Raw genomic sequence first — 24,405 nt, 5'->3', positions numbered from 1 at the left:
GGCGCCATGGCCCGCCTCAGGATCGAGAACGTCCGCAAGTCCTTCGGTGCCACGCAGGTGCTGCACGGCATAGACCTCTCCGTCGAGGACGGGGAGATGATCGTCATCGTCGGCGCCTCGGGCTGCGGCAAGTCCACCCTGCTGCGCATCGTGGCGGGGCTCGAGGCGCCGACCTCGGGCGCCGTGCTGATCGACGGGCGCGACGTCACCGCCCTCGAGCCGCCCGACCGCGACGTGGCGATGGTGTTCCAGAACTACGCGCTCTATCCGCACATGAGCGTGTTCGAGAACATGGCCTACGGGCTCAGGATCCGCCGCCTGCCGAAGGAGGAGATCCGCCGCCGCGTCGGCGAGACGGCGGAGCTGCTCGGCATCTCCTCCCTGCTCGACCGCCGGCCGCGCCAGCTCTCCGGCGGGCAGCGCCAGCGCGTCGCCATGGGGCGCGCCATCGTGCGCGAGCCCAAGCTGTTCCTGTTCGACGAGCCGCTCTCCAACCTCGACGCCAAGCTGCGGGTGCAGATGCGCGCCGAGATAAGGCGGCTGCAGAAGCGCCTCGGCGTCACCTCCCTCTTCGTCACCCACGACCAGACCGAGGCGATGACCCTCGGCGACCGGCTGGTGGTGATGCACCAGGGCCACGCCGCGCAGGTGGCGACCCCGATGGAGGTGTGGTCGCGCCCCGCTGACACCTATGTCGGCGGCTTCATCGGCAGCCCGGCGATGAACCTGCTCGAGGCGAGGCTCGCGGAGGGCGGCGCGGCGGCGGCGCTGAAGGCCGGGCCGGTGCTGCGCTTCGCCGATGGCCCGCGCCCCGGCCCCGCCGGCCGGCCGATCCTGATCGGCATCCGGCCCGAGCATGTGCGGCGCGACGGCATGGCGGGCCTCGAGCTTGCCCTCGACCTCGCCGAGCCGCTCGGCTCGGAGACGGTGCTGCACGGCCGCCTGCCGGGCGGCGAGGCGCTGACGGCGAAGCTCGCCGGCTTTCCCCAGGGCACCTCCGGCAGCATCCGGATCGCCCTGCCGCCGGAGGAATGGCACGTCTTCGACGCCGAGACCGGCCGGCGGCTGGATCCGCTGTGACCGCCCGCCGCGTTGACCGCGCGGCGCGGCCGTTCCATCTCCAGCATGTCAACGACAGGGGCCAGGCCCCACAGCAGGAAGGAAGCCAGGAATGCGTCGTCGGAGTTTTCTCGGGGTTGCGGGCGGTGCGGTCGCCGCCGGGCTGGCGCGGCCGGCAGCGGCCCAGCAGCCGGTCTGGCCCACCCAGCCGGTGCGCCTGATCGTGCCTTTCGCCGCCGGCGGCCCCACCGACATTCCCGCCCGCCTCTTCGCCGAGGAGATGTCAAAATCCCTGCCCCAGCGCGTGGTGGTGGAGAACCGCACCGGCGCCGGCGTGGTGGTGGGCACGGAGATCGTGGCCCGGGCGCCGAAGGACGGCCACACCCTGCTCTACAGCACCATCGCCCATTCCGTGCTGCGGGCGCTGTTCCAGCGCCTGCCCTTCGATCCGGTCGCCGATTTCCAGCCGGTGGCGCTGATGGGCGTGATCCCGATGATGCTGCTGGTGAACAAGGACGTGCCGGCACGTACCCTGCCCGAATTCGTGGAGCTGATCCGCCGCAACCCGGGCAGGTACGACTACGGCAGCAGCGGCAATGGCGGGGCGGTGCATCTCGCGAGCGAGCTCTTCCTCGCCCGCGCCGGCGGCCTGAAGATGAACCACGTGCCCTATCGCGGCTCGAGCCAGGCGCTGCCTGACCTGATCGCCGGGCGCATCGCGATGTTCCTCGATGTCGCCGCGGGCGGGCTGCCCTATCTGCAGCGCGACGAGGTGCGCGCCCTCGGCATCGCTGCCGACCGCCGCATCCCGCAGGCGCCCGATCTGCCGACCTTCGCCGAGAGCGGCATCACCGGCGCCGAATCCTACACCTGGCACATGGTCCACACCCCCGCCGGCACGCCGGCGCCGGTGGTGCAGGCGATCAACCAGGCCTTCAACCAGGCAGCCCGGCAGGAAGCGGTGCAGCGCCGCCTCACCGACCTCACCATGCAGGTGCGCAGCGACACCACGCCGGAGACGGCACGGCAGTGGCTGATGGACGAGATCGACAAGTGGGAGGCGATCATCCGCGACGCCGGCATCACCATCAACTGACGGCGCCCTGCGGCGTCAGGGGGGGCGGAGCAGCATCGGCGCCACCGCCGCCTCGGCGGGATGGACGGTGAGCAGCCGCCCCTCCCGCCACTGCTGCACCACGGGCAGCGCCCGCTGGTTCTGGCCGCGCTCGTCGAACCGCGCGCCCCAGCCGTTGGCGAGGCCGCGCTCCGCCACGTCGGTGGCGAGGATGGCGGCGCGCAGGCGCGCCGGCTCGGCCCCGCCCGCGCGCTGCAGCGCATCGTAGAACAGCAGCGCGCCGCAGTAGCAGGCCGCGGAGTGCCCGGAGCGCATCTCGGCGCCGTAGCGCCGGCGATAGGCCTCGGCGAAACCCGCCATGCCGGGCGCGAAGCCGGGCGCGATCTCCGGCCGCGGCAGGTCGGCGACCAGGGTCGCCTCGAAGGCGGGGCCGACCGCCTGCGCGGTGTCGGCGAGCGCGTAGGTTCCGCCGATGCCGATCAGGGCTCGGGGCCACCAGCCCTCGTCCTGCAGCGCGCGGAACAGCAGCACCGCATCGGCGCCGCGGCCGGCGTGCAGCACCACCTCGGCCTGCGCCACGCGCAGCCGCCGCACGGCGGCGGTGATCTCCGAGGGCTGCGGCGCATAGCTCGCCCGCTCGGAGAGCAGCAGCCCGGCCTCGCGGATCCGCGCCTCCAGCGCGGCGGCCGTCGCCTCCGGCCCCGGCCCGTCGCCGTAGAGGATGCCGAGCCGCACCGAGGTCTCCGGCAGGCCGAGCCGCCCGGCGAGCGGCGTGAGCGCGTCGAGCGCGGCGCGCGCCAGATCGGTGGAGCGCGGGCAGGCGCGGAACAGGTGGCGGAAGCCCCGTTCCGTCACCGCATCGGCCGGCGCGGCCAGCTCAAGATACGGCATGCCGGCGAGCTCCGCCGCCTGGGAGGCGGCGAGGCAGAGCTGGTTGTCGAGCGTGCCGAACAGCGCCACCGGTCGGTCCGAGGCCGCAGTGGCAAGCCGCCGTGCCTCCGCCCCGGCCTGCGACGGATCGGTGACGTCGGCGCGCAGCAGCCGCACCGGCCGGCCGAGCACGCCGCCGGCGGCGTTGCGCTCCTCGGTCGCCATCTCGAGGCCGCGGAAGCACTCGTCGCCGAGCAGCGCCAGCGGGCCGGAGAGCGGGAACAGCGCGCCGAAGCGCAGTTCGCCCGCCTGGGCCAGCGCCGGCAGCCGCGGCGCCAGCACCGCGGCTGTGCTGGCGAGCAGCATCCGGCGCGTTGCGGGCATGACCTTCTCCGATTCCCTGCCAGGGCGGGGACCGGCGCGGAGTCAACGCGCTGCGGGCGCCGCTGTCCATCCCGGATGCGCGGCTTGACGCCGCCTCCGCCCCGACGGAAGGCTGCGGCCCGAGGACGAGGAGGATCGCCATGGCCGCGCTGCCGCAGAGCATGACCTACATCGCGCACGGCGACGGCGGCGGGCCGGAGGTGCTGGTCCCCGCCACCACCCCCCTGCCGCAGCCGAAGCCGGACGAGGTGCTGATCCGCGTCCTCGCCGCGGGCGTGAACCGCCCCGACGTGGCGCAGCGCAAGGGCGAGTATCCGCCGCCTCCGGGCGCCAGCCCCATCCTCGGACTGGAGGTGGCGGGCGAGGTGGTGGCGGCGGGGCCGGAGGCGGCACCCTGGAAGCTGGGCGACCGCGTCTGCGCCCTGACCAATGGCGGAGGCTACGCCGAGTACTGCGTCGCCCCGGCGGCGCAATGCCTGCCCTGGCCGCGGGGCTACGACGCCATCCGCGCCGCCGCCCTGCCCGAGACCTTCTTCACCGTCTGGGCCAACCTGTTCGGCCATGGCCGCCTCGCCGCAGGCGAGACGGTGCTGGTCCATGGCGGCACCTCCGGCATCGGCGTCACTGCCATCCAGCTCGCCAAGGCCTTCGGCGCTCGGGTGTTCGCCACCGCCGGCAGTGCCGAGAAGTGCCGCGCCTGTCTCGACCTCGGCGCCGACGCCGCGATCAACTACCGCGAGCAGGATTTCGCCGAAGAGGTGAAGCGACTGACCGGGGGGAAGCTCGCGGATGTGGTGCTGGACATGGTCGGCGCCGCCTATTTCCAGCGCAACCTGCGCTGCCTGGCGATGGACGGGCGGCTGGTGCTGATCGCCTTCCTCGGCGGTCACGAGGTGGAGAAGGCCGATCTGCGGCCGATCATGCTGCGCCGACTGACTGTCACCGGCAGCACCATGCGCCCGCGCACGACGGCGCAAAAGGGTGCGATCGCCGCCGCCTTGCGCGAGAAGGTGTGGCCACTGCTCGACGAGGGGCGCTGCGCCCCGCCGATCTTCAAGGTCTTCCCGCTGCGCGAGGCGGCGGCGGCGCATGCGCTGATGGAGAGCAGCGCGCATATCGGCAAGATCGTGCTGAAGGTGGCGGACTAGCCGCGCCATGCGCGCGGAGGCCGGGACGGCCGCCCCGGCGGGGGCGGTGCAGGCGCGGCCCCTGGCTGGGCTGCGCTACCTTGTCGTCTCGGTGCTGCTGTTCGGCGGCATCTGGCCGATCACCAAGGACGCGCTGGACCAGGGCGCCTCACCGCTGTGGTTTGCGCTGAACCGGGCAGGAATGGCGGCGCTGGTCTCGGCGGCGGTGCTGCTGGCGCTCGGGCGGCTGCGCCTGCCGGGGCGAGCGGACTGGCCTGCGGTGACGGCGATCGGCCTGCTGCAGCTCGGCAGCTTCTTCACCCTCACCCATCTGGCGCTCGACTACGTGCCGGCAGGGCGCACCGCCATCCTCTGCAACGTCACCGTGTTCTGGCTGATCCCGCTCTCGGTGCTGGTGCTGGGGGAGCGGGTCTCGGGCCGGCAATGGGCGGCGGCGGGAGTCGGCCTCTCCGGCGTGCTGGCGCTGATGGCGCCCTGGTCCCTGCAGGCGTCGCTCGCCATGCTGCCGGGCTACGCGCTGCTGCTCGGGGCGAGCCTGGCCTGGAGTCTCGCCATCCTTGCCACTCGCCGCTTCCCGCCTGCCCGGCCGGTGCTGGAGCTGCTGCCCTGGTGCTTCGCCATCGGTGCGCTGCTGATCGCGCCGCTCGCCCTGCTGCGCGCGCCGGAGGGCGGCATCCCCTCCGCGGCGCTGTGGCAGGCGGTGTTCGTCGGCGCCGTCGCCGCGCCGATCGGCACCTGGGCGACGATCGAGGCAGGGCGGCGCCTTTCCGGCCTGCTCGCCTCGCTCGGCTTCCTGGCGATCCCCGCGGTCGGGGTGCTGCTGTCGAACCTCTGGCTCGGCGAGGCGCTGGGCTGGGACATCGTGCTGGGCGGGGCGCTGATCGCGGCCAGCGTCTGGCTGGCGGCGCGCGGATGAGGGGGCGGGGATGCGGCTGAACCTGGTGGAGGCGGGGGCGGGCGCGCCGGTCGCGCTGCTGCACGGGCTGTTCGGCGCGGCACAGAATTGGGGCGCCATCCAGAGGCGCCTGGCGGCGCGTCACCGCGTGCTGGCGCTCGACCTGCGCAACCATGGCGCCTCGCCGCGCGCTCCCGCGATGGACTACCCCGCGATGGCGGAGGACGTGGCCGAGACGCTGGCCACCGCCGGGGCCCTGCCCGCCGCCATCATCGGCCATTCCATGGGCGGCAAGGTGGCGATGGCCCTGGCGCTGACCCGGCCCGAGGCGGTGTCGCGCCTGCTGGTGGCCGACATCGCCCCCCTCGCCTACCCGCCGGCACTGCGCGGCTACGTCGCCGCCCTGCGGGGGCTGGCGCTGCGCCCCGGCCTGACGCGGCGGGAGGCGGATGCGGCGCTGGCGGCGGCGGTGCCGCAGCCCGGCATCCGCGCCTTCCTGCTGCAGAACCTGCGCTTCGACCGCGACCCGCCCGACTGGCGCCTCGGCCTCGCGGAGATCGCCGCCGCCATGCCGGCGATCGAGGGCTTCCCCGAGCTTGGTGCGCGCTACCAGGGGCCGGCGCTGTTCCTCGCCGGCGAGCGCTCCGACTACATCCGGCCGGAGCACCATGCGCGCATCCGCGCCCTCTTCCCCGCCGCGCGCTTCGCCACCGTGCCCAAGGCGGGCCACTGGGTGCATGCCGAGAATCCGGAGGGCTTCCTGGCGCTGGCCGAACCCTTCCTGGACGCCGGCGCTACTGCGGCCTGAAGGCGCTGCGCTTCGCCGCGTCGGCGGCGCGCCACAGATACCAGGCGGCGGCGCTGCGCCAGGGCGCCCAGGCCTCGCCGATCGCCGCCAGCGCCTTCGGCTTCGGCTGCGCCTCCAGCCCGGCGGCGACGCGCCAGCCCTCGCGCACGCCGAAATCGTCCACCGGCAGCACGTCCGGCCTGCCCAGCGTGAAGATCAGCAGCATCTCCACCGTCCAGCGCCCGACGCCGCGGATGGCCGAGAGCCGCTCGATCAGCGCCTCGTCCGAGAGGCGGGCGCAGCCGCGGCGGCTCGGCACCAGCCCGCCCACCGTCTTCTCCGCAATGTCGCGGATGGCGGCGATCTTCGACTGCGAGAAGCCGCAGGCGCGCAGCGCCGTCGCCTCCGTCGCCAGCACAAGCTCCGCCGGCGGGAAGGCGTGCCCGGGGAAGAGGGCGAGGAAGCGCCCCAGGATCGCCTCGGCCGCGCGGCCATGCACCTGCTGGTGGGCGATGGCGCGCACCAGCGCCTCATAGGGCTCGCGGCGCACCGGCCGCAGCGTGCAGGGGCCGATCTCGCGCACCACGCGCCCGAGCACCGGGTCGCGCCGCAGGTGGCGCGCCGCCGCCGTCCAGTCCACCGCCTGGCGGCGCGGCCGCGCGGTGCTCCCCGCCATGTCGCTCATGCCTCTGGGGTAGCCCGCTGCCACCCCTCCCGCAACACGGCCGCGCGAGGCGGCGCCGGCGCCATGCGCCAGGGCACGGCGGCGCCGGGCGATGCATGCCATGCTCGCGCCTCCCGTGCGGAAGGAGCCGGCGCCATGGCCGATCTGCTGGCGCGCAAGGCGGAGGGCTTCGTGCTGTGGCGGCCGCGCGTGACCGACCCGCCGCCCCGCCTCGTCATCGGCACGCTGCGGCCCGGCAACCCGGCGCGCTTCGAGGAGCACCGCCGCCTCGACCTCCGCCCCGCCGCGGGACACCCGGACCTGTGGGAGCTCCCGGCCGCCGAGTGTGGCCTCGCCGACGGCACCGTCTACCACTACTGGTTCGAGGTGACGGACAGCGACCCGCGCCGGGCGGCGCCGGCGCGCATGCTCTGCACCGATCCGGCGGCGCCGGTGGTGGACTGGCGCCTGCTCGCCCCCCGCCCCGGCCCCGGCTACGGCGAGGACGACCGCGACCCGGCCGGCGTCGTGCTGTTCTCCGGCGGGGTCCTGGCGGAAGCCGATCCGGGCGGCGAGCGGCCGGACTGGGCCGGCGATCCGCCCCTCGCCACCCTGCCGCCCAACAACCGGCTGGTGATCTACGAGCTGCCGACCACCTGGAGCGTGGCGCTGGAGACCGAGGCGGGTGTCGCGCTCGGCATCGGCACCTTCCGCGATGTCCGCGCCCTGGTGGACCCCGAGGCCGAGCCCGTCCACTTCAGTGCCGTCCCGGCGCTGGAGGCCGGGCGGGCGCATCTGCGCGAGCTCGGCGTCAACGCGCTGGAACTGTTGCCGCCGGCGGACAGCTTCGTGGACCGCGAGTGGGGCTACGCCACCAGCAACTACTTCGCGGCCGACTACGACCTCGGCTTCCCGCAGCGCCACGCCTCGCCCACCGCCTCCTCCGACCTCGCCGCGCTGGTCCGCGCCTGCCACCAGGCGGGCATCCGCTTCCTCGCCGACCAGGTCATGGCCTTCGCCACGCGCTGGTCCTGCGAGACGGTGAACTTCCTGGACTTCCACGTCTGGCAGGGCACCGGCGACCCCGAGGAGGACGGGCGAGAGGCCTTCGGCGGCACGCTGTTCAAGTACAATTTCCGCACCGAATGCTACGACCCGGTCTCCGGGGCACGCGGGCGCCACGTTCCGGCGCGGCAGATCATGCGGGCGCATCTGGCGCGCTGGATGCGCGACTTCCGCCTCGACGGCATCCGCATGGACAGCGTGGTCAATTTCAGGAGCTGGGACTTCATCCAGGAGTTCAAGGACCATGCCCGCGCCCTGTGGCGCGAACGCGCCGCGGCGCAGGGGCTGACCGGCGCGGCGGCGGAGGCGCGCTTCCTGGTGGTGGCGGAGGAACTCGCCGTGCCCGTGGCGCTGGTCCACCAGAACCGCGTGGACGCGCTGTGGAACGAGACCTTCAAGCACCTGCTCCGCGCCGCCCTCCTCGGCGAGGACGAGGGCGGGCGCGGCTTCGAGGAGACGGTGCGGAGCATGGTGGACTGCCGCCGCCTCGGCTTCGCGGACGGCGCGCAGGCGGTGAACTACGTCACCTCGCACGACGTGGAGGGGTTCCGCAACGAGCGGCTCTACGACTTCCTCGGCAACAACGGCGTCGCGGACCGGGAGCGGCGCATCAGGCTCGCCTTCGCCTGCCTGCTGACGGCCGTGGGCATCCCGATGATCCTGGCCGGGGAGGAGTTCGCCGACCAGCACGACCTGCCGCCGGTGCACCCGGCGAAGCAGGTGGATCCAGTGCGCTTCGATCGGCTGGAGGAGCCCTGGCGCCGCCGCGTCTTCGACTGCGTGGCGCGGCTGGTGCGGCTGCGCACCACGAGCCCGGCGCTCAGCGTCAACGACACGGAGTTCCTCCACGCCGACTTCACCGGGGAGCGGCGCATCCTCGCCTGGCGGCGCGGCGGGCCGGGACAGGATCCGGTCGTGGTGGTGGCGAATTTCTCCGACTGGGGCACGCCGGACCCGCGGCATCCCGCCTCGGAATACCTGGTGCCGAACTGGCCGGCGACGCCGCCCGGCCGAAGCTGGCGGGAGGTGACCCAGGCGCGCGAGGTGCCGCCCGGCTGGGTGGGGCGGGAGCCTCTCTACCCCTGGGAGGCCAAGGTCTACACCACCCTGCCCGCCTGAGCCGCGCGCGGGTGACCCGGACTCCGTTGCTCGCGGCGCAGAGTCGCGCTCCCGGCCGTTTCCGGCCCTCCGCGATCCGCCCTAACGCAGCAGCCACACCGCGGCGCAGCCGAGCGCGACCACCGCGGCCATGGAGGGCAGCAGCAGCCGCCAGACCTGCGCCGGCCGCGTACCGTCGCCGAGCAGACCGCAGACCATGGCGAGGACGCCGACGCTCATCCCCGCCCCCGCCCCGCCGGCGAAATTGTGCACGCCCGGCGCCAGCGCCGGCGGCAGCCCCGCGGCCGCGCCGAGGGCGGCCTGCACCGGCGTCAGCGCCGCGTTGGCGCCGACATTGCTGCCGGTGACCATGCCCGCGAGCAGCCCCATCGGCGCGATCGCGTAGGGGGCGAGCGGCCCAAGCGCCTCCGCCGCCGCCCCGGCCAGCGCCGCCGCCGCGCCGCTGCCGGCCAGGATGCGGCCGAGCACGACGAAGAGCAGCATCGCCAGCGCCGGCCGCGCCGCGCGCCGCAGCGCCGCGGCGGCACGGCCCAGCCCATCGGCGCGCCGCAGCAGCAGCGCCGCCGAGACCAGCCACAGCACCACCGCCACATGGGTGAGCGGAAAGGCCGGGAATTCCGCGAAGGGGCGGAAGCCCGGCGGCTCCCGCCACAGCCGTGCCAGCAGCAGGCAGGCGGTGAGCAGCAGATAGGGCGCGGCGGCGCGCAGGGCGGCGCCGAGGTCGCGGGGCGGATCGGCCCGCCACAGCGCGAGGGCCAGCACCGGGCCGGTCGCCAGGATGCCCGCCACCTCGAAGGGCAGCAGCGCGTTCCAGGCCAGCAGCAGCGCCGCGATGGCGCCGAGCATCGCCGCCTGCGCCGCCCGCTCCCGCCCCGGCACCGCCACGCCCGCGCGCGCGGCCAGGGACCAGATCAGCGGCCCGAGCAGCAGCAGCCAGGCGGCGTTCGGCCAGGCGGCGACGCGCGCCACATCCTGCGCCGGCACCGCCGCCAGCACCGCGCCGAGCGCCGTGCCGGGCCCGAGCCCGCCCCAGGGCACCAGCACCAGGGCCTGGAGCGACAGCGCCGCCGCCACCGCCCCGCCGATCCCCATGCCGCGCAGCGCGGCCAGCGCGAAGACGGCGCCGACGGCGAAGCCGGTGACGCTCTCCAGGAAGGCGCCCATCGGCAGCGTCACGGCGAAGATCCGCGCCGCGGTGGCCGGGCGCGCCGCCGGCCCCTCCCCCTGCGACACCGCGGCGTGGAACAGCAGGCCGCCCGCCACCACCGCCACCGGCTGCAGCGCCAGGAAGGCGCCGCGCAGCGCCTCGCCGAGCAGGAAGCCAGGCAGCGCCGTCCCCGGCGGCAGCGAAACGAGCGCGGCCGGCACCGCCGCCGCCAGCGCGACGAGGCAGGCGCCGACCGGCCCCGCCCGCCCGCTGCCGAGCAGCGCCAGCAGCACCAGCAGCGGCAGGGCCTGGAGCAGCAGCGTCATGCGCCGATCCTCGCCGCCCTTCCCTTCGCGCGCCAGCGCCGGACCGGCATGGCGGGCTTGCGGCGGGGCGCGGCGGCCCCACACCCTGCGCATGCGGCCCTGCGCGGATGCGCCACCCCTGATCCTGACCCTGGCGCTCGATGCGGACGCGATGGCCTGGCTCGAGGCGCTGCGCCAAGCGCATTTCCCGCCCGGGCGCACCCTGGTGCCGGCGCATGTGACCCTGTTCCATGCCCTGCCCGGCGGGGAGGAGGCCAGGATCCGCGCCGCGCTGGCGGCGGCCTGCGCCACGGTGCGCCGGGCGCCGGCGACGCTCGGCCCGCCGCTCCTGCTCGGCCGCGGCGTGGCGCTGGCGGTCGCGGCGCCGGAGGTGGCGGCGCTGCGGGCGCGGCTCGCGGAGGCCTGGCGCCCCTGGCTGACGGCGCAGGACCGCCAGGGCTGGCGCCCGCACGCGACGGTGCAGAACAAGGTGGCGCCGGAGGCGGCGCGCGCCCTCCACGCGCGCCTTTCGGCCATGCTGCCGCCACGGCGGGCGATGACGGAGGCGCTGCTGCTCTGGCGCTACCGGGGCGGGCCCTGGGAGGCGGCGGGGCGCTTCGCCCTGGCCTGAGCTCCGCTCAGGGGGTCAGACCCGGTGGCGCCCCTCGTCGAGGTCCCGCACCTCGGCCGCGATTTTGTCGAGCATCGCCTCGACCAGCCTCGGCATCAGCAGCCGCGACAGGCCGCGCACCCCCTGGCGACCGAGCCAGGGCCAGATCCCCGGCTTGCGCAGCGCGGCCCCGATCAGCGCCTCGCGCAGGGCCGGCACCACGGCGGCGGCGCGCGCACGGATGTGGGGCGCAACCTCCTCCACCCGGAAGCGGCCGGCAGGCCAGGCCGGCATCGGCTCCTCCCGCGCCGCGAGGTCGCCGCAGAGGGGAATGATGGGCAGGTTGCGCACGCCATCCTCGACCTCCACGGTCCAGCGCGCGCGGTCCGCCTCCGACCAGCGCCCGCCGGCGAAGAGCGGGTTGGTCTCCGGCAGCACGAAATGGTGCAGCAGGAAGCTGCGGGCGTTGCGCCGGCCGAGCAGGAAATCGTGCTCGCGGTAGGCCTCGGAGAAGAAACCTAGGAACCCGTTGAGATGGCCGGCGGCGATCGCGCCCTCGGCCTCCCAGTTGGGGCCGCGGCTCGGCGCCATCAGGAAGCGGCTGCCGATGCGCTCATCCGCCGCCGCCGCCAGATCCTCCGGCTTGAAGCGCGCATTCTGCACCAGGGCGCGGAACAGCGGCAGGATGGCGCTGACCAGCCCCTGCGCCTCCTCCGGCCCCGGCCGATCAGGGGGATTCACGAAGGGGTCGATCAGCAGCAGGGCGCGCCGCGCCTCCTGCACCGTTTTCGGCACGCTCGGGCCGTGGCCGACCAGCACCCGCCGCACCAGGTCGAAAGGCTCGTTGTTCATCGCCCCGCCATCCACGCAGAGCGCGGCGTAGGGGTCGGGCATGGCGGGCGACCAGGCCGGGGCGATGCACTCCGCCCAGCCCGGCCGGGGACGGTACGTCCCGCCCTTGCGGAACGGCCCGGTCGGCGTCAGCGCGGCGCGGTAGAGATAGTCCGCCGCCGGCCGACGCAGCACGCGCGGGGCCAGCGCCACCGGGAAGCTGCCGGTGCCGAGCGCCACCGCCTTGAATGCCTCCCGCGCCGCGCTGCCGCGGGGCGCGGCGCGGTCGAGCACCGTCTCCCCGATCTTGATCGGATCCTCCGTCGCGGCGCCCGCCGCGGGGTCGAGCGTCACGGCATAGCGCACGTAGTCGGCGTGCCAGGACATCCAGTGCCGGAACCCCCGGCCCTGGAAGCGCATCGCATAGGGAACGCCGCGCAGGTTGCTCAGCGTCACCACCGCCCGCAGCGGGCTGGCGAGCCAGGGGCGGTGCGCCGGCGCCATGCTTTGCGCCTCGTCCAGCAGCCCGTCCACGATCCGCTCGAGCACCGTGCAGTCGAGCAGGGAGACCAGCTTGCGGCCCTCGGTCAGATCCTCGGTACCGAGCAGGTGGCGGATGTCGATGTCCGAGACCCAGGCGCGGTAGAGCGGGTTGGCGCGGCGCTCCGCCGGCGCCATCTCCGGCCGGGCGGGCGGGAAGCGCCGGTCGAGGAAGACGGCGGCGAGCGCGGCGCACATGCCGCCGGCCGAGGCGCCGCCCAGCACCGGCACCCGCACCTCGTGCAGCGGCGCCTCCCCGGTGCCGGCGCGGCGCCGCCGCTCCTCGGCGAAGGCGTCCAGCGCCTCGACGAAGTAGTCGAGCACCCCGGCCGTGTAGGCGCCAGCCGAGACGGCGCCGGCCATGCAGAAGGCGAGCTCGAAGATGCCATCGGGCTTGGGCTGGCGCTCCACGGGGTAGTCCCGGGCCCAGATCTCGAGCTCGTCGGGCTCCTCCAGCAGATCCGTCGCGACCTGGTCCATGGCCCTTCCCTTCCCTGCCGCGGCCGGCGGCCACGCCGCCGACTCCGCGCGAAAAGGCTAGGCCAAAGTCCCGCGCGGCGGGAACAGCCCAGGGGGAACGCCCCCCACGCGCAATGCGCCGGCGCACAGGCCGCGCGTGGAGGTGGCAGGCGTCACACGCTCTGCAGCAGCCCCGCCAGCAGCTTCGCGCGCGGCACCAGGCTGTCCACCAGCAGGTGCTCCTCCAGGGTGTGCCCCCCCGCGCCCTGCACGCCGAGCCCGTCGAGGGTCGGGATGCCCATGGCGCCGGTGAAGTTCCCGTCCGAGCCGCCGCCCGAGCTCTGGTGGGTGATGTCGAAGCCGATGCGGTTGGCGATGGCGCGGGCCTTCTCGTAGAGCGCCATCACCCGCCCATCCGGCTCCCACACCGGCCGCGTCACGCCGCGCGTGACCTCGAGCCGCACCTCCTCCCCGATGGGCCTGAGGGCGAGCATCCGCTCCACCGCCTCGTCCAGATCCTCCTGGCGCTTGGCCATGGAGAGGCTCTCCGCGTCGCAGTAGGTGGCGACGCAGTTCACCCACTGCCCGCCGCGGATGACGCCGACCGAGTAGGTGACGCTCTCGCTCGTCATCGCCTCGATCGCCACCACCTGGCGGCACATCTCGCGGATGGCGCTGCGCCCGTCGGCGAGGCGCGAGCCGGCATGGCTCGGCCGGCCGATGGTGCGCAGGTTGAAGCGGGCGATGGCGTAGCGCCCGGTCACCACGCCGCCGTCCGGCCGCGCCGGCTCGGGCACCAGCACCACGGCGTGCCGCGCCGCCTCCGCCTCGATCAGGTCGCGCGTCGAGGGGCTGCCCACCTCCTCGTCGGAGGTGAACAGCACGGTGACGGGGCGGCTGGTGGCGATGCCGGCGCGCAGGAGCTGGCGGATCGCCTCGAGCGCGATGTAGTTGCCGCCCTTCATGTCGTAGACGCCGGGCCCGTAGAGCCGCCCGCCCTCGCGCCGCCAGGGCAGCGCCTCCAGCGTGCCGAGCGGATGCACCGTGTCGAGGTGGCCGAGCACCAGGATGCCGGGCTCGCCCGCCCTCGGGTGCGGGAAGCTCCCCCGCACGCAGGGCCCATAGCCCATGCGGCCGGGAATGGTCTCGATCCGCGCGCCGAGCAGGGCGAGCTCGCGCGCGGCGAGGTCCATCATGCGCGCCACGGCGGCGGCATCGAAGGTGGGACTCTCGCATTCCACCCAGCGGCGCAGGCCGGGCAGCATCGCCTCGGCGTCGAAGGGCAGGTCGAGGGCGGGCGCGTCCATGCGTCTCTCCTTCCGCGGCGCCCGCAGGGTGCGGCGCGGCGGCGGGCGCGGCAAGGGGCGGCGGTTCTTCCGCCCGCGGCTTTTCCGGTTGCGGGCGCCCCGGCTCTGCTACCCTGGGGGCATGACCTTTCCCCCCCGTCTCGTCCCCCAGGCCGGCCCGGCCGTCTGGAGCGGCGACAGCCTGAGCCCCGCCGACTGGATGCTGCCGATCGGCGCCGAGGAAGCCGCCTGCCTCGAAACCCTGGCGGCGGCACCCGACGATGCCGGCCGGGCGCGGCGCGAGGTTCCGCCACGGCTGGTCCCGGTGCTGCAGGCGGTGGCGGAGCGGCTGGAGAACGGGCGCGGCTTCGTGCTGCTGCGCGGCCTGCCGCTCGATCGCCTCGGCGCCGGCGGGCCGGAGGCGGCGCTGCTCGCGCTCGCCGCGCGGCTCGGCACGGCGCTGCCGCAGGACGAGGGCGGCAGCCTGCTGCGTGCCCTCGCCGGCCCCGGCACGCCGGAGCCGGGCCCACCCCGCTTCCAGGCCGATCCGGCCGATGCGGTGGGGCTGCTCTGCCTGCGTCAGACGCGGGAGGGGGGCAGCGTCGCCCTGTTCTCCGCCGCCGCGCTGCACAACGCGCTGCTGAAGGCCGACCGGGCGGCGCTGGCGGCCCTGTACGAGGGCCTGCCACAGCGCGTCGGCCAGGCCGCGCCGGTGACGCTGCCGGTGTTCAGCATGGCGAGCGGCGCCTTCATCGGCCGCTGCGACCATGACGCCATCGCCGGCGAGGCGCTGACGGAGCCGCAGCGCGCGGCGCTGGCGGCGCTGGTGGCGGCCGCCACGGCGCCGGGCATGGCGCTGCGCATCCCGCTGCATCCGGGGGATCTGCTGTTCCGCAACCCTCAGCTCGTCTGGAAGCAGGCCAGCCGGGCCGAGGAGCCGGCGGCGGAGGAGACGCGGCACCTGCTGCGGCTGTGGCTGGCCATGCCCAACTCCCGCGCTCTGCCCGAGAGCTTCCGCGCGCTGTTCGGCGAGACGGCGGCCGGCGCCCCGCGCGGCGGCGTGCAGCCTTCCGGCCACCCCGCGGCCGGCGGCTGAGTCGCCGCTCCGGCGCGCCCGCCTTCGTGGCGGAGCGCGCATCGGCCTCCGGTGCCGGCGGCACCGGTTCCTGTTCGATGGGGGTGCCGGGGCGCGGCCTATGCCGCGTACGGCCCGGATGCGTCGGCGCCCGAGCCGCCGGCACAAGGGCGGACCGGTTGCGATCCGCGAGGCCCGGCATCAGCGCGCCGCGCCTTCCCGGTCAGTCGATCCGGGCGCCGGAGACCCGCACCACCTCGGCCCAGCGGACGATCTCGTCGCGGATGAAGGCCTCGAAGGCCTCGGGCGTGGTGCCGCCCTCCGGCGTCAGGCCGGGCGGGGCACCGCCCAGCTCCTCGATGCGCCGGCGGTAGTCCGGCTCCCGCGTGATCGCGTCGAGCTCCCGCCCCAGCCGCTCGATGATCGGGCGCGGCGTGCGCGCGGGGGCCTGGATGCCGAACCAGGCCGTCGCCTCGAAATCCGGCACGCCGACCTCGGCCAGGGTCGGCACCTCGGGCAGGGCATGGGAACGCTGCGCGGAGGTGACGGCGAGGGCGCGCAGCCGCCCGTCGCGGATATGGCCGATGCAGGAGGGCATGTTGTCGCAGCCCGCGTCCAGCCGCCCCGCCACCGCCTCGACCAGCATCGGCCCGGCGCCGCGGAAGGGCACGTGCACGATGTCCACGCCGGTGCGCAGCTTGAACATCTCCATCGTCATGTGCGGGGAGCCGCCGCTGCCGGCGCTGCCGTAGTTCAGCGCCCCCGGCCGCTCCTTCGCCGCCGCGACCAGCTCCGCCACGCTGCGGAAGGGCGAGGCGGCGGGCACGAAGAGCACGTTGGGCACGCGGATCAGCAGCCCCACCGCGGCGAGATCCTCGGGCCGCACGGTCATCCGCGCGCCCCACAGGGAATAGTTGATGGCGGCGGTGGAGATGGTGCAGACGAGGAAGGTGTAGCCGTCCGGCTCGCTGCGCGCGACGTGGTCGGCGCCGAGGTTGCCGGTGGCGCCGGCGCGGTTCTCCACGATCACCTGCTGGCCGAGGCGGGGGGTCAGCTTCTCGGCGGCGATGCGGGCGGTGATGTCGGTGGTGCCCGCCGGCGGGAAGGGCACCACGAAGCGCACCGGCCGTGCCGGCCAGGCCGGCTGGGCGCGCGCCCCGGCGCGCGGGACGGTTGCTGCGGCAAGGGCGGCGGCGGCAAGGCCGCGGCGGGTGACGTGCATGGCTTCCTCCCGGTCCGGCCGGTGCGGGTTGGCCCGGCCGTTCATCTTGTTGGCGGCAGTCTGGAGAGCGGTGGCGGCGGGCGCAAGCGGCCCGCCCCTGTGGAGAGCGTCACTCCACCCTGGCGCCGCTGCGGCGGACCACCTCGGCCCAGCGTTCCCGCTCCTCCCTGAGGAAGGCCTCGAAGGCCTCGGGCGAGGTGCCGCCATCGGGGGTCAGCCTCGGCAGGTCGGCGCCGAGCTCGGCGAGGCGGCGGCGGAAACCGGGCTCCTTCGCCACGTAGTCCACCTCCCGCCCCAGCCGCTCGATGATCGGGCGCGGCGTGGCGGCGGGGGCGAGGATGCCGAACCAGGCGGTCGCCTCGAAGCCGACAACCCCGGCCTCGTCCATGGTGGGAACCTCCGGCAGCACGGGGCTGCGCTGCGCCCCGGTGGTGGCGAGGGCGCGCATCCTGCCGTCGCGGATGAAGGGCAGGCAGGAGGGGATGTTGTCCATCCCGACCTCCACCCGTCCCGCCATCAGCTCGGTCAGCATCGGCCCGCTGCCGCGGTAGGGAATGTGGGTGAGCTGCGCGCCGGTCATCAGCTTGAACAGCTCGCCGCAGACATGGGGCGAGGTGCCGATGCCGGCGGTGCCGTAATTCAGCCCGCCCGGCCGCTGCTTCGACAGCTCCACCAGCTCCGCCACCGTGCGCACCGGCAGCGTGTTCGAGACCAGCAGCGCGTTCGGCACGCGGGTGAACAGCCCGACCGCGGCGAGGTCCTCCGGCCGGTAGGGCATGCGCTCGCCATAGACGGAGAAGTTGATGGCGCCGGTGCCGATGGTGGTCAGCAGCAGGGTGTAGCCGTCCGGCTCGCTGCGCGCGACGTGGTCGGCGCCGACATTGCCGCCGGCGCCGGCGCGGTTCTCCACGATCACCTGCTGGCCGAGGCGTTGCGACAGGATCTCCGCCGCCAGCCGGGCGACCAGATCGGTGGTGCCGGCCGGGGTGAAGGGGACGACGAGGCGCACCGGCCGGGTCGGCCAGGCGGCCTGGGCGCGCGCCGCGCGTGGCGCCGCGATCAGCCCGGCGGCGCCGGCGGCGAACAGGTGGCGACGGGTGGCTGGCATGGCGGATCCTCCCTGTTCCTTGACTTATGGTGGTGGCACCGGTCCGTGACCGGTGCCTGGAGCATTGTCCGTCCGCCCCGGCGCACGGCAAATGCTCCAGCTCGTTCGTTGCGCGGGCATCTTCACCCGTTCGGGCGAGGCCACCCGAACGGGATCTGCTCCGGGGCCGCGCCGGGGACCTGCCGGCGATGCCGTGCCTCCTCGATGAGGTCTCGCACTGCGGCCCATGGCGGCCCGGAGCCGTGTACGCGGGCATGGCGGGGCGAAACCGGCCCCGGGCCGTCCCTTCGCGGGGCAGGATCACACCCCATGCGCCTGCGCCCGGATGCGCCGCGCATCCGGGCGGCGGGCGTCACTGGTCGATGCGCGCGCCGGAGGCGCGCACCACCTCGCCCCATTTGGCGATCTCGGCGCGGATGAACTCCTCGAACGCGGCCGGGGTGGTGCCACCATCCGGGGTCAGGTTGGGCTTCATCCCGCCGAGATCGGCATAGCGCTGCCAGGTCTCCGGCTCCTTCACCACGGCGTCGATCTCCCGGCCCAGGCGCTCGATGATCGGGCGCGGGGTGCGCGCGGGGGCCTGCACCCCGAACCAGGCCGTCGCCTCCACCTGGGGGTACCCCGCCTCGGCCGTGGTCGGCACGTCCGGCAGCGCCGGGCTGCGCTCGCGCGCCGTCAGCGCCAGGGGCCGCACCCGCCCGTCGCGCACATGGCCGATCACGGAGGGCAGGTTGTCCACCGCCACCTCGATGCGGCCGGCGATCACCTCCTGCAGCATCGGGCCCGCGCCGCGGAAGGAGACATGCGTCATGTCGATGCCGGCGACGGTCTTCAGCAGCTCCCCGGTCAGGTGCAGGGAGGTGCCGATGCCGGAGCTGCCGTTGTTGAGCTGGCCGGGGCGGGCCTTGGCGTAGTCCACCAGCTCCTGCAGCGTCCGCACCGGCAGCGAGGGCGTGACGAAGATCAGGTTCGGCACCCGCACCACCAGCCCGACCGCGGCAAGGTCCTCCGGCCGGTAGGGCATGCGCGGGCCGTAGAGCGAGTAGTTGATGGCGCTGCTGCTGACCGTGCACATCAGCAGCGTGTAGCCGTCGGGCTCGGCCTTCGCGACCACGTCGGAGCCGACATTGCCGCCGGCGCCGGCGCGGTTCTCCACGATCACCTGCTGGCCGAGGCGATGCGTCAGCCGCTCGGCCAGGATGCGCGCGGCGATGTCCGTGGTGCCGGCGGGGACGAAGGGGACGATCAGGCGGATCGGCCGGGTCGGCCAGTTGCCCTGGGCCCGCGCGGCGGGGGTGGCGAGCAGCACGGCGGCGCCGGCAAGGACGGTGCGGCGGGTGAATGGCGTCATGTAGCTCCTCGTTCCTGCGGTTGCAGACTGTGACCGGGCGGCTGACGATGCGGTAAACGGCGCCGCGCACGCTCAGTCGAGCCGCGCGCCGGAGCGGCGGACCACCTCGGCCCATTTCGCGGTCTCGGCCCGGATGAAGGCGGCGTACTCTTCCGGCGTGCCGCCGCGCGGCCGGGCGCCCGCCATCGTGATCCGCTCCACCGTCGCCGGCTCGGCGAGGGCGGCGTTCACCACGGCGTTGAGGCGCGCCACGATCGGTGCCGGCGTGCCGGCCGGAACCTGCAGCCCGAACCAGGAGGTGGCCTCATAACCCGGCAGCAGCTCCGCCACCGTCGGCACCTCGGGCAGCGCTGGGCTGCGCTCGGCGCCGGTGACGGCGAGCGCGCGCAGCTCTCCCGACCGGATCAGGCCGATCGCGGTCGGGAGGTTGTTGAAGGCGAGGTCCACTCGCCCGCCAAGCACTTGGTTCATGCTGTCGTTCCCGCCCCGGAAGGGCACGTGCAGCAGGTCCACCCCCGCCATCGCCTTCAGCAGCTCGCCCGAGAGGTGGAGCGTGGTGCCGCTGCCGGCGCTGGCGTAGCTGAGCTCGCCCGGCCGCGCGCGCGCCGCCTCGATCAGCCCGGCAAGGCTGCGGATCGGCGAGTGGTGGGCCACCACGATCACGTTCGGCAGGTCGGCCCAGAGCGCCACCGGCGCCAGATCCTCCGGCCGGTAGGGCAGGCGCGGATAGATGTGCATGTTGATCGAGGCGGTGCCGACGGTGCCGAAGAACAGCGTGTGGCCGTCCGGCTCGGCGCGGGTGGCGAGTTCGGCGGCGATGCTGCCGGCGGCGCCGGCACGGTTCTCCGCCACCACGTTCTGGCGCAGGTGATGGGCGAGCCGGTCGGCGAGCAGCCGCGCGAGCAGGTCGGTCGAGCCTCCGGGCGGGAAGGGGATGATCAGCCGCATTGGGCGGGCAGGCCAGGCAGAAGGGGGCTGCGCCACGGCCGCGGCGGGCAGCAGCGCCAGCGCGGCGAGCCATGTCCGGCGGGCAAGCTCGAGCATCTCCGTCATCCTCCCAGACCTTCGGGGACTTCCGCCCCGTTCTGCCGATGCCTGATCGTTCCTGCCGCATCGGGGGGGCGCGGGCAAGCCTTGCCGCCACCCCGCCCTGCCGGTAGGCACGTTCGTGCCCACACTACGCCCGCCACACGAATCCGGCGCGGCCGGGGCGGCCATCGGGGGCACGGCGGATGGATTTCGTGAGGCTCTACCTGCGGGTGCTCAGGGTCCTGGCGCCCGACCGCTGGGTCGCCCTAGGGCTCTGCATCGCGAATGTCGCCCTCGCCGGGCTGCAATTCCTGGAACCGGTCCTGTTCGGCCGGGTGGTGGACGTGCTGACCCACGCGGCGGGGATGAGCCGCGAGGCGGTCTGGGCCGAGTCGCTGGCCCTGCTCGCGCTCTGGGGCGCGGTCGGCCTCTCGGGCATCGGCGCCAACGTCGCGGTGGCGCTGCTCTCGGACCGCATGGCGCACCGCAACCGCCTCGCCGCCATGAGCCGCTACTTCCAGCACGTGCTCGCCCTGCCGCTCTCCTTCCACGGGGACGTGCAGTCGGGACGGCTGATGAAGGTGATGCTGGTCGGCACCGACCACATGTTCGCCCTGTGGCTCTCCTTCTTCCGCGAGCACCTGAACACCTTCGTCGCCGTGCTGGTGCTGCTGCCGCTGACCCTGTTCCTGAACTGGCGGCTGGCGCTGCTGCTGATCGCGCTGGTGGTGGTGTTCTCGGTGCTGGTCGCCTTCGTGATCCGCCGCACCGACGAGGCGCAGAGCGCGGTGGAGCGCTACCACAGCCAGCTTGCCGGCAACGCGCAGGACGCGCTGTCCAACATCGTCGTCGTGCAGTCCTTCAGCCGCATGGCGACCGAGGCGCGGATCTTCGGCGACATCGTCCGCATGGTGCTGGACCGGCAATTCCCGGTGCTGAACTGGTGGGCCGTCGTCTCGGTGATGACGCGCGCGGCGAGCACCATCACCGTGATCGCGATCTTCGTGCTCGGCACTGTCCTGCACCTCGACGGCAAGGCGACGGTGGGCGAGATCGTCACCTTCATGGGCTTCGCCACCCTCCTGATCGGCAAGCTCGAGGGCGCGGTGGGCTTCGTCTCCCGCCTGGTGTTCCACGCGCCCGCGATCTCCGAATTCTTCGAGGTGATGGACGCCCGTTCCACCGTGCCGGAGAAGCCGGGGGCGCTGGATGTGGGGCGGGCGCGCGGCGCCGTGGCCTTCGAGAACGTCTCCTTCGCCTATCCGGGCGGGCCGCGCATCCTGCAGGGCGTCTCCTTCGAGGCGCCGCCCGGGCGCACCCTGGCGCTGGTCGGCCAGACCGGGGCGGGCAAGTCCACCGCCATGGCGCTGCTGCAGCGCATGTGGGACCCGGTGGAGGGGCGCATCACCCTCGACGGGCACGACCTGCGCGACATCACGCTCGAGAGCCTGCGGCGCAACATCGGCGTCGTGTTCCAGGAGAGCATGCTGTTCAACCGCACCATCCGCGACAACCTGCTGGTGGGAAAGCCGGACGCGACGCAGGAGGAGCTCGAGGAGGCCTGCCGCATGGCGGAGGCGCACGATTTCATCCTCCGCCAGCCGAGGGGCTACGACACCATGGTGGGGGAGCGCGGGGCGAGCCTCTCCGGCGGGCAGCGGCAGCGCCTGGCGATCGCGCGGGCGTTGCTCAAGAACCCGCCGGTGCTGATCCTCGACGAGGCGACCAGCGCGCTCGACGCGGCGACCGAGGCGCGGGTGCAGAGGGCGCTGCGGGCGCTGATGGCGGGACGCACCACCTTCATCATCGCCCACCGCCTCTCCACCGTGCGCGACGCCGACGAGATCCTGGTCTTCGAGGGCGGCCGCATCGTCGAGCGCGGCGGCTTCGAGGCGCTGGTCCACCAGGGCGGGCGCTTCGCCGAGCTGGTGCGCACCCAGCTCACCGGCCAGGCGCTTCCCGCCCAGCCGGCACACTGACACGTGCCGCCCGCCGGCGGGGCTTTCGCTTGCCTTCCCCCGCCGCGCCGGGGCAGGCTGTGACGGGGCCGGGCGCGGCGGAGCGGGCCGGTGCCGCCCATCCGGGCGGGACGTGCCGGCACGCGCGCCCCGGCCGGGAGAGCAGTGCCATGATCATCGGCGCGATCCTCGCCCGCAAGGGCACGGAGGTCGTTTCGGTCGGGCCCGACGAGACGGTGCACGCGGTGGCCCGCATCCTGACGCAGCGCGGCATCGGCGCCGCCCTGGTCCGCGACGCCGAAGGGCGCATCCTCGGCATCATCAGCGAGCGCGACATCGTGCGCGGCATCGCCGAGCGCGGGCAGGAGACCTGCCTCCTGCCGGCGGAGCGGCTGATGACGCGCGACCTGATCACCGTCACCCCCCGCACCCTGGTGACGGAGGCGCTCGCCATGGTGACGCGCCACCGGGTGCGGCACCTGCCGGTGCTGGAGGAGGAGCGCCTCGCCGGCCTCGTCTCCATCGGCGATCTCGTGAAGGCGCGTATCGAGGAGGCGGAATACGAGGCGGAGGCCCTCAAGGCCTACGTGACCTCGGCCGGATAGGGGCCGGCGGGGCGGGGCGCCGCCGGCCGGCGATAAGCCCTTGCCCCCATCGTCCCGGCCGCTCATCAATCGGCGCGGCAGAACTATGGCAAGGGGAGCTTCACCATGACCGTCACCCGCCGCGCGGCGCTCGCGACCCCCCTTCTCCTCCTTGGCGCCGCCGCCTCGCGCGCCCAGACGCGCTGGCAGATGGCCACCCCCTACCCGGACGGGAATTTCCACACCCGCAACATCCGCGAGATGGTGGCGGAGGTCGAGCAGGCAACGGGCGGGCGGCTTTCCATCCAGGTGCACAGCAACGCCTCGCTCCTGCCGATGCCGCAGATCAAGGCCGGGGTGCAGCGCGGTCAGGTGCAGATGGGGGAGATCCTGCTCACCGCCTATGCCAACGAGGACCCCTTCTTCGACGCCGACGCCATTCCCTTCCTGGTCTCCGGCTTCGCGGACGCGAAGCGCCTGGCGGCGCTGCAGAGGCCCTTCGTCGAGCAGCGGCTGCAGCGCCAGGGCCTGTCGCTGCTCTACACCGTCGCCTGGCCGCCGGCCGGCTTCTACACCCAGGTGCCGCTGACCAGCCTGGAGGTGCTGCGCGGCAGCCGGTTCCGCACCTTCAGCCCGATGACCAACCGCTTCGCCGCCCTGATCGGCGCCAGCCCGGTGCTGGTGCAGCAGGCGGAGGTGGCGCAGGCCTTCGCCACCGGCATCGCCACCGCCATGGTCACCAGCGCCCAGACCGGCGTGGACACCGCCGCCTGGGACTATGCGCGGGTGTTCACCCCGGCGACCTTCTCCATGACCAAGAACGCCGTCATCGTCTCCCGCCGCGCGCTGGAGGGCCTGCCGCAGGACCACCGCCAGGCGCTCCTGGCCGCGGCGGAGAAGGCGAACGAGCGCGGCTGGCGCTGGTCCGAGGAGGCGGAGGAGGCGTCGGTCAAGCGCCTCGCGGAGCGGGGGATGCAGATCGGCACCGTCACCGACGAGCTCCGCACGCAGCTCGCCGAGATCAACCGCGTCATGACCGAGGAATGGATCCAGCGCGCCGGCGAGGACGGGCGGAAGCTGATCGAGCAGTTCCGCGCCGGCGCCTGAGGGCCTGATCCGGGCGGGCCGCCGGCGCCCGCCCCCTTGCGCGCCCGGCGACGGGCGGCGAAGGTCCCGGCACGCAGCATGAGGGGGGCTCGTTCCGCATGGCATCGTCCTGCCGCAGACGCAGCGCGGCGGCGCGCGGGCATGGCCGCGCGCCGTGCCCGGCCCTGGCCCGGCCGTGACGTTGCGGCGGCTGCTCGACGGCCTCTACGCGGCGGCGGCGGGCCTCGCCGCCCTGTCGCTGCTCTCGATCTTCGTGGTGATGATCGCGCAGATCGTGCTGCGCGAGATGGGGCGCCAGCTTCCGGGCGCCGACGACCTCAGCGCCTATCTCTGCGTCGCCACCACCTTCCTCGCCCTCGCCGCCACCTTCCGGCGCGGCGAGATCATCCGCGTCTCCATGGTGCTGAACCACCTCCGCCCCGGCCCGCGGCGGGCGATGGAGATCCTGACGCTGACCCTCGCCGCCTGCGTCATGGCCTACGTCACCTGGTGGACGGCGCAGGAGGCGCTGTTCGCCTGGGAGATCGAGGAGGTGGCGCAGGGCACCGTGGCCTTCCCGCTCTGGGTGCCGAAGCTCGTCATGCCGCTCGGCGCCGGGCTGCTGCTGGTGGCGATCCTCGACGAGCTGGCGGCGACGCTGCGGGGCGCCACTCCTTCCTACGTCCGCGCGGCGGCCGAGCGCGCGGCGGCCGGCGACTACACCAAGGAACCCTGACGCCGTGGAGCT

The 24,405-nt window shown here is 74.5% G+C and carries 21 protein-coding genes; 12 read left to right on the top strand and 9 right to left on the bottom strand.

Annotated elements, in window-relative coordinates; translation table 11 throughout:
- Window positions 1–6 precede the first annotated feature (6 nt).
- Together ET526_RS04815 and ET526_RS04810 are read left to right on the top strand one after the other, a co-directional pair.
- A complete protein-coding gene (locus tag ET526_RS04815) occupies window positions 7–1,080 on the top strand; it encodes an ABC transporter ATP-binding protein (protein ID WP_135466534.1) in 1,074 nt (357 codons plus the stop codon).
- 91 nt (window positions 1,081–1,171) lie between these two features.
- Entirely contained in the window at window positions 1,172–2,155 is a 984-nt protein-coding gene (locus ET526_RS04810; protein ID WP_135466533.1) for a Bug family tripartite tricarboxylate transporter substrate binding protein, read from the top strand.
- Window positions 2,156–2,170: 15 nt separating this feature from the next.
- Here the strand turns inward: ET526_RS04810 and ET526_RS04805 are convergent, their stop codons facing one another.
- Window positions 2,171–3,388, bottom strand: a complete 1,218-nt coding sequence (locus ET526_RS04805) for an ABC transporter substrate-binding protein (protein ID WP_135466532.1) — start codon at window positions 3,386–3,388, stop codon at window positions 2,171–2,173.
- Between the two features lie 140 nt (window positions 3,389–3,528).
- Here ET526_RS04805 and ET526_RS04800 point away from each other — a divergent pair, with 140 nt between their 5' ends.
- The 3 genes from ET526_RS04800 to ET526_RS04790 are packed head-to-tail and all read left to right on the top strand — an operon-like array spanning window position 3,529 to window position 6,239.
- Window positions 3,529–4,536 carry an NAD(P)H-quinone oxidoreductase gene (locus ET526_RS04800; RefSeq protein WP_135466531.1) on the top strand — a complete coding sequence of 336 codons (1,008 nt, stop codon included), beginning with the start codon at window positions 3,529–3,531 and terminating at the stop codon, window positions 4,534–4,536.
- A gap of 7 nt (window positions 4,537–4,543) precedes the next feature.
- Window positions 4,544–5,452, top strand: coding sequence for a DMT family transporter (locus ET526_RS04795; protein WP_135466530.1), 909 nt, complete (start codon window positions 4,544–4,546; stop codon window positions 5,450–5,452).
- A 10-nt stretch (window positions 5,453–5,462) separates the two neighbouring features.
- Entirely contained in the window at window positions 5,463–6,239 is a 777-nt protein-coding gene (locus tag ET526_RS04790) for an alpha/beta fold hydrolase (protein WP_135466529.1), read from the top strand.
- Here ET526_RS04790 and ET526_RS04785 read toward each other — a convergent pair.
- Window positions 6,226–6,894, bottom strand: a complete 669-nt coding sequence (locus tag ET526_RS04785) for a DNA-3-methyladenine glycosylase family protein (RefSeq protein ID WP_135466528.1) — start codon at window positions 6,892–6,894, stop codon at window positions 6,226–6,228. The two genes, ET526_RS04790 and ET526_RS04785, sit on opposite strands and share 14 nt — an antisense overlap.
- A 144-nt stretch (window positions 6,895–7,038) precedes the next feature.
- Between ET526_RS04785 and ET526_RS04780 the strand changes: the two genes are divergently transcribed.
- Entirely contained in the window at window positions 7,039–9,066 is a 2,028-nt protein-coding gene (locus tag ET526_RS04780; RefSeq protein ID WP_135466527.1) for an alpha-amylase family glycosyl hydrolase, read from the top strand.
- Between the two features lie 81 nt (window positions 9,067–9,147).
- Here the strand turns inward: ET526_RS04780 and ET526_RS04775 are convergent, their stop codons facing one another.
- Window positions 9,148–10,539 carry an L-lactate permease gene (locus ET526_RS04775; protein WP_135466526.1) on the bottom strand — a complete coding sequence of 464 codons (1,392 nt, stop codon included), beginning with the start codon at window positions 10,537–10,539 and terminating at the stop codon, window positions 9,148–9,150.
- Window positions 10,540–10,630: 91 nt separating this feature from the next.
- Between ET526_RS04775 and ET526_RS04770 the strand changes: the two genes are divergently transcribed.
- Complete coding sequence (locus tag ET526_RS04770) at window positions 10,631–11,149, top strand: 2'-5' RNA ligase family protein (RefSeq protein WP_135466525.1); 519 nt, start codon at window positions 10,631–10,633, stop codon at window positions 11,147–11,149.
- A 15-nt stretch (window positions 11,150–11,164) separates the two neighbouring features.
- Here the strand turns inward: ET526_RS04770 and ET526_RS04765 are convergent, their stop codons facing one another.
- Both ET526_RS04765 and ET526_RS04760 read right to left on the bottom strand, forming a co-directional pair.
- A complete protein-coding gene (locus ET526_RS04765; RefSeq protein ID WP_135466524.1) occupies window positions 11,165–12,979 on the bottom strand; it encodes a patatin-like phospholipase family protein in 1,815 nt (604 codons plus the stop codon).
- Window positions 12,980–13,131: 152 nt separating this feature from the next.
- Complete coding sequence (locus ET526_RS04760; RefSeq protein WP_135466523.1) at window positions 13,132–14,265, bottom strand: M20/M25/M40 family metallo-hydrolase; 1,134 nt, start codon at window positions 14,263–14,265, stop codon at window positions 13,132–13,134.
- A 121-nt stretch (window positions 14,266–14,386) separates the two neighbouring features.
- Between ET526_RS04760 and ET526_RS04755 the strand changes: the two genes are divergently transcribed.
- Window positions 14,387–15,340, top strand: a complete 954-nt coding sequence (locus tag ET526_RS04755) for a TauD/TfdA family dioxygenase (RefSeq protein WP_135466522.1) — start codon at window positions 14,387–14,389, stop codon at window positions 15,338–15,340.
- A 202-nt stretch (window positions 15,341–15,542) separates the two neighbouring features.
- Here ET526_RS04755 and ET526_RS04750 read toward each other — a convergent pair whose 3' ends face one another.
- The 4 genes from ET526_RS04750 to ET526_RS04735 all read right to left on the bottom strand — a co-directional run bounded on the left by ET526_RS04750 (window position 15,543) and on the right by ET526_RS04735 (window position 20,044).
- Entirely contained in the window at window positions 15,543–16,541 is a 999-nt protein-coding gene (locus ET526_RS04750) for a Bug family tripartite tricarboxylate transporter substrate binding protein (RefSeq protein ID WP_135466521.1), read from the bottom strand.
- 109 nt (window positions 16,542–16,650) lie between these two features.
- Window positions 16,651–17,649: a Bug family tripartite tricarboxylate transporter substrate binding protein gene (locus ET526_RS04745; protein WP_135466520.1), complete on the bottom strand. Its 999-nt coding sequence runs from the start codon at window positions 17,647–17,649 to the stop codon at window positions 16,651–16,653.
- Window positions 17,650–18,001: 352 nt separating this feature from the next.
- A complete protein-coding gene (locus ET526_RS04740) occupies window positions 18,002–19,000 on the bottom strand; it encodes a Bug family tripartite tricarboxylate transporter substrate binding protein (RefSeq protein ID WP_135466519.1) in 999 nt (332 codons plus the stop codon).
- Between the two features lie 72 nt (window positions 19,001–19,072).
- Entirely contained in the window at window positions 19,073–20,044 is a 972-nt protein-coding gene (locus ET526_RS04735; protein ID WP_135466518.1) for a Bug family tripartite tricarboxylate transporter substrate binding protein, read from the bottom strand.
- Window positions 20,045–20,232: 188 nt separating this feature from the next.
- Here ET526_RS04735 and ET526_RS04730 point away from each other — a divergent pair, with 188 nt between their 5' ends.
- From ET526_RS04730 to ET526_RS04715, 4 genes are all read left to right on the top strand, one after another.
- Window positions 20,233–22,008: a glucan ABC transporter ATP-binding protein/ permease gene (locus ET526_RS04730; protein ID WP_135466517.1), complete on the top strand. Its 1,776-nt coding sequence runs from the start codon at window positions 20,233–20,235 to the stop codon at window positions 22,006–22,008.
- Between the two features lie 149 nt (window positions 22,009–22,157).
- Window positions 22,158–22,592: a CBS domain-containing protein gene (locus ET526_RS04725; protein ID WP_135466516.1), complete on the top strand. Its 435-nt coding sequence runs from the start codon at window positions 22,158–22,160 to the stop codon at window positions 22,590–22,592.
- Between the two features lie 105 nt (window positions 22,593–22,697).
- Window positions 22,698–23,678 carry a TRAP transporter substrate-binding protein gene (locus tag ET526_RS04720; RefSeq protein WP_135466515.1) on the top strand — a complete coding sequence of 327 codons (981 nt, stop codon included), beginning with the start codon at window positions 22,698–22,700 and terminating at the stop codon, window positions 23,676–23,678.
- A 154-nt stretch (window positions 23,679–23,832) separates the two neighbouring features.
- On the top strand, window positions 23,833–24,393 hold the full coding sequence (locus ET526_RS04715) for a TRAP transporter small permease (protein WP_135466514.1): 561 nt from the start codon (window positions 23,833–23,835) through the stop codon (window positions 24,391–24,393).
- Window positions 24,394–24,405 lie beyond the last annotated feature (12 nt).

The sequence above is a fragment of the Crenalkalicoccus roseus genome (genome assembly GCF_004761865.1).
In the GTDB taxonomy this organism is placed as follows: Bacteria; Pseudomonadota; Alphaproteobacteria; order Acetobacterales; family Acetobacteraceae; genus Crenalkalicoccus; species Crenalkalicoccus roseus.
The sequence above is the reverse complement of the archived record's forward strand: the minus strand, read 5'-3'. Positions and strand labels throughout refer to the sequence as shown.

Bases quoted from the DNA above. Each gene is read 5' to 3' on its own strand.
- ET526_RS04750 (WP_135466521.1), bottom strand. From the start codon at position 16,541: ATGCACGTCACCCGCCGCGGCCTTGCCGCCGCCGCCCTTGCCGCAGCA.
- ET526_RS04795 (WP_135466530.1), top strand. From the start codon at position 4,544: ATGCGCGCGGAGGCCGGGACGGCCGCCCCGGCGGGGGCGGTGCAGGCG.
- ET526_RS04740 (WP_135466519.1), bottom strand. From the start codon at position 19,000: ATGACGCCATTCACCCGCCGCACCGTCCTTGCCGGCGCCGCCGTGCTG.
- ET526_RS04805 (WP_135466532.1), bottom strand. From the start codon at position 3,388: ATGCCCGCAACGCGCCGGATGCTGCTCGCCAGCACAGCCGCGGTGCTG.
- ET526_RS04720 (WP_135466515.1), top strand. From the start codon at position 22,698: ATGACCGTCACCCGCCGCGCGGCGCTCGCGACCCCCCTTCTCCTCCTT.
- ET526_RS04725 (WP_135466516.1), top strand. From the start codon at position 22,158: ATGATCATCGGCGCGATCCTCGCCCGCAAGGGCACGGAGGTCGTTTCG.
- ET526_RS04760 (WP_135466523.1), bottom strand. From the start codon at position 14,265: ATGGACGCGCCCGCCCTCGACCTGCCCTTCGACGCCGAGGCGATGCTG.
- ET526_RS04730 (WP_135466517.1), top strand. From the start codon at position 20,233: ATGGATTTCGTGAGGCTCTACCTGCGGGTGCTCAGGGTCCTGGCGCCC.
- ET526_RS04800 (WP_135466531.1), top strand. From the start codon at position 3,529: ATGGCCGCGCTGCCGCAGAGCATGACCTACATCGCGCACGGCGACGGC.
- ET526_RS04735 (WP_135466518.1), bottom strand. From the start codon at position 20,044: ATGCTCGAGCTTGCCCGCCGGACATGGCTCGCCGCGCTGGCGCTGCTG.
- ET526_RS04790 (WP_135466529.1), top strand. From the start codon at position 5,463: ATGCGGCTGAACCTGGTGGAGGCGGGGGCGGGCGCGCCGGTCGCGCTG.
- ET526_RS04765 (WP_135466524.1), bottom strand. From the start codon at position 12,979: ATGGACCAGGTCGCGACGGATCTGCTGGAGGAGCCCGACGAGCTCGAG.
- ET526_RS04745 (WP_135466520.1), bottom strand. From the start codon at position 17,649: ATGCCAGCCACCCGTCGCCACCTGTTCGCCGCCGGCGCCGCCGGGCTG.
- ET526_RS04775 (WP_135466526.1), bottom strand. From the start codon at position 10,539: ATGACGCTGCTGCTCCAGGCCCTGCCGCTGCTGGTGCTGCTGGCGCTG.
- ET526_RS04780 (WP_135466527.1), top strand. From the start codon at position 7,039: ATGGCCGATCTGCTGGCGCGCAAGGCGGAGGGCTTCGTGCTGTGGCGG.
- ET526_RS04815 (WP_135466534.1), top strand. From the start codon at position 7: ATGGCCCGCCTCAGGATCGAGAACGTCCGCAAGTCCTTCGGTGCCACG.
- ET526_RS04810 (WP_135466533.1), top strand. From the start codon at position 1,172: ATGCGTCGTCGGAGTTTTCTCGGGGTTGCGGGCGGTGCGGTCGCCGCC.
- ET526_RS04770 (WP_135466525.1), top strand. From the start codon at position 10,631: ATGCGGCCCTGCGCGGATGCGCCACCCCTGATCCTGACCCTGGCGCTC.
- ET526_RS04785 (WP_135466528.1), bottom strand. From the start codon at position 6,894: ATGGCGGGGAGCACCGCGCGGCCGCGCCGCCAGGCGGTGGACTGGACG.
- ET526_RS04755 (WP_135466522.1), top strand. From the start codon at position 14,387: ATGACCTTTCCCCCCCGTCTCGTCCCCCAGGCCGGCCCGGCCGTCTGG.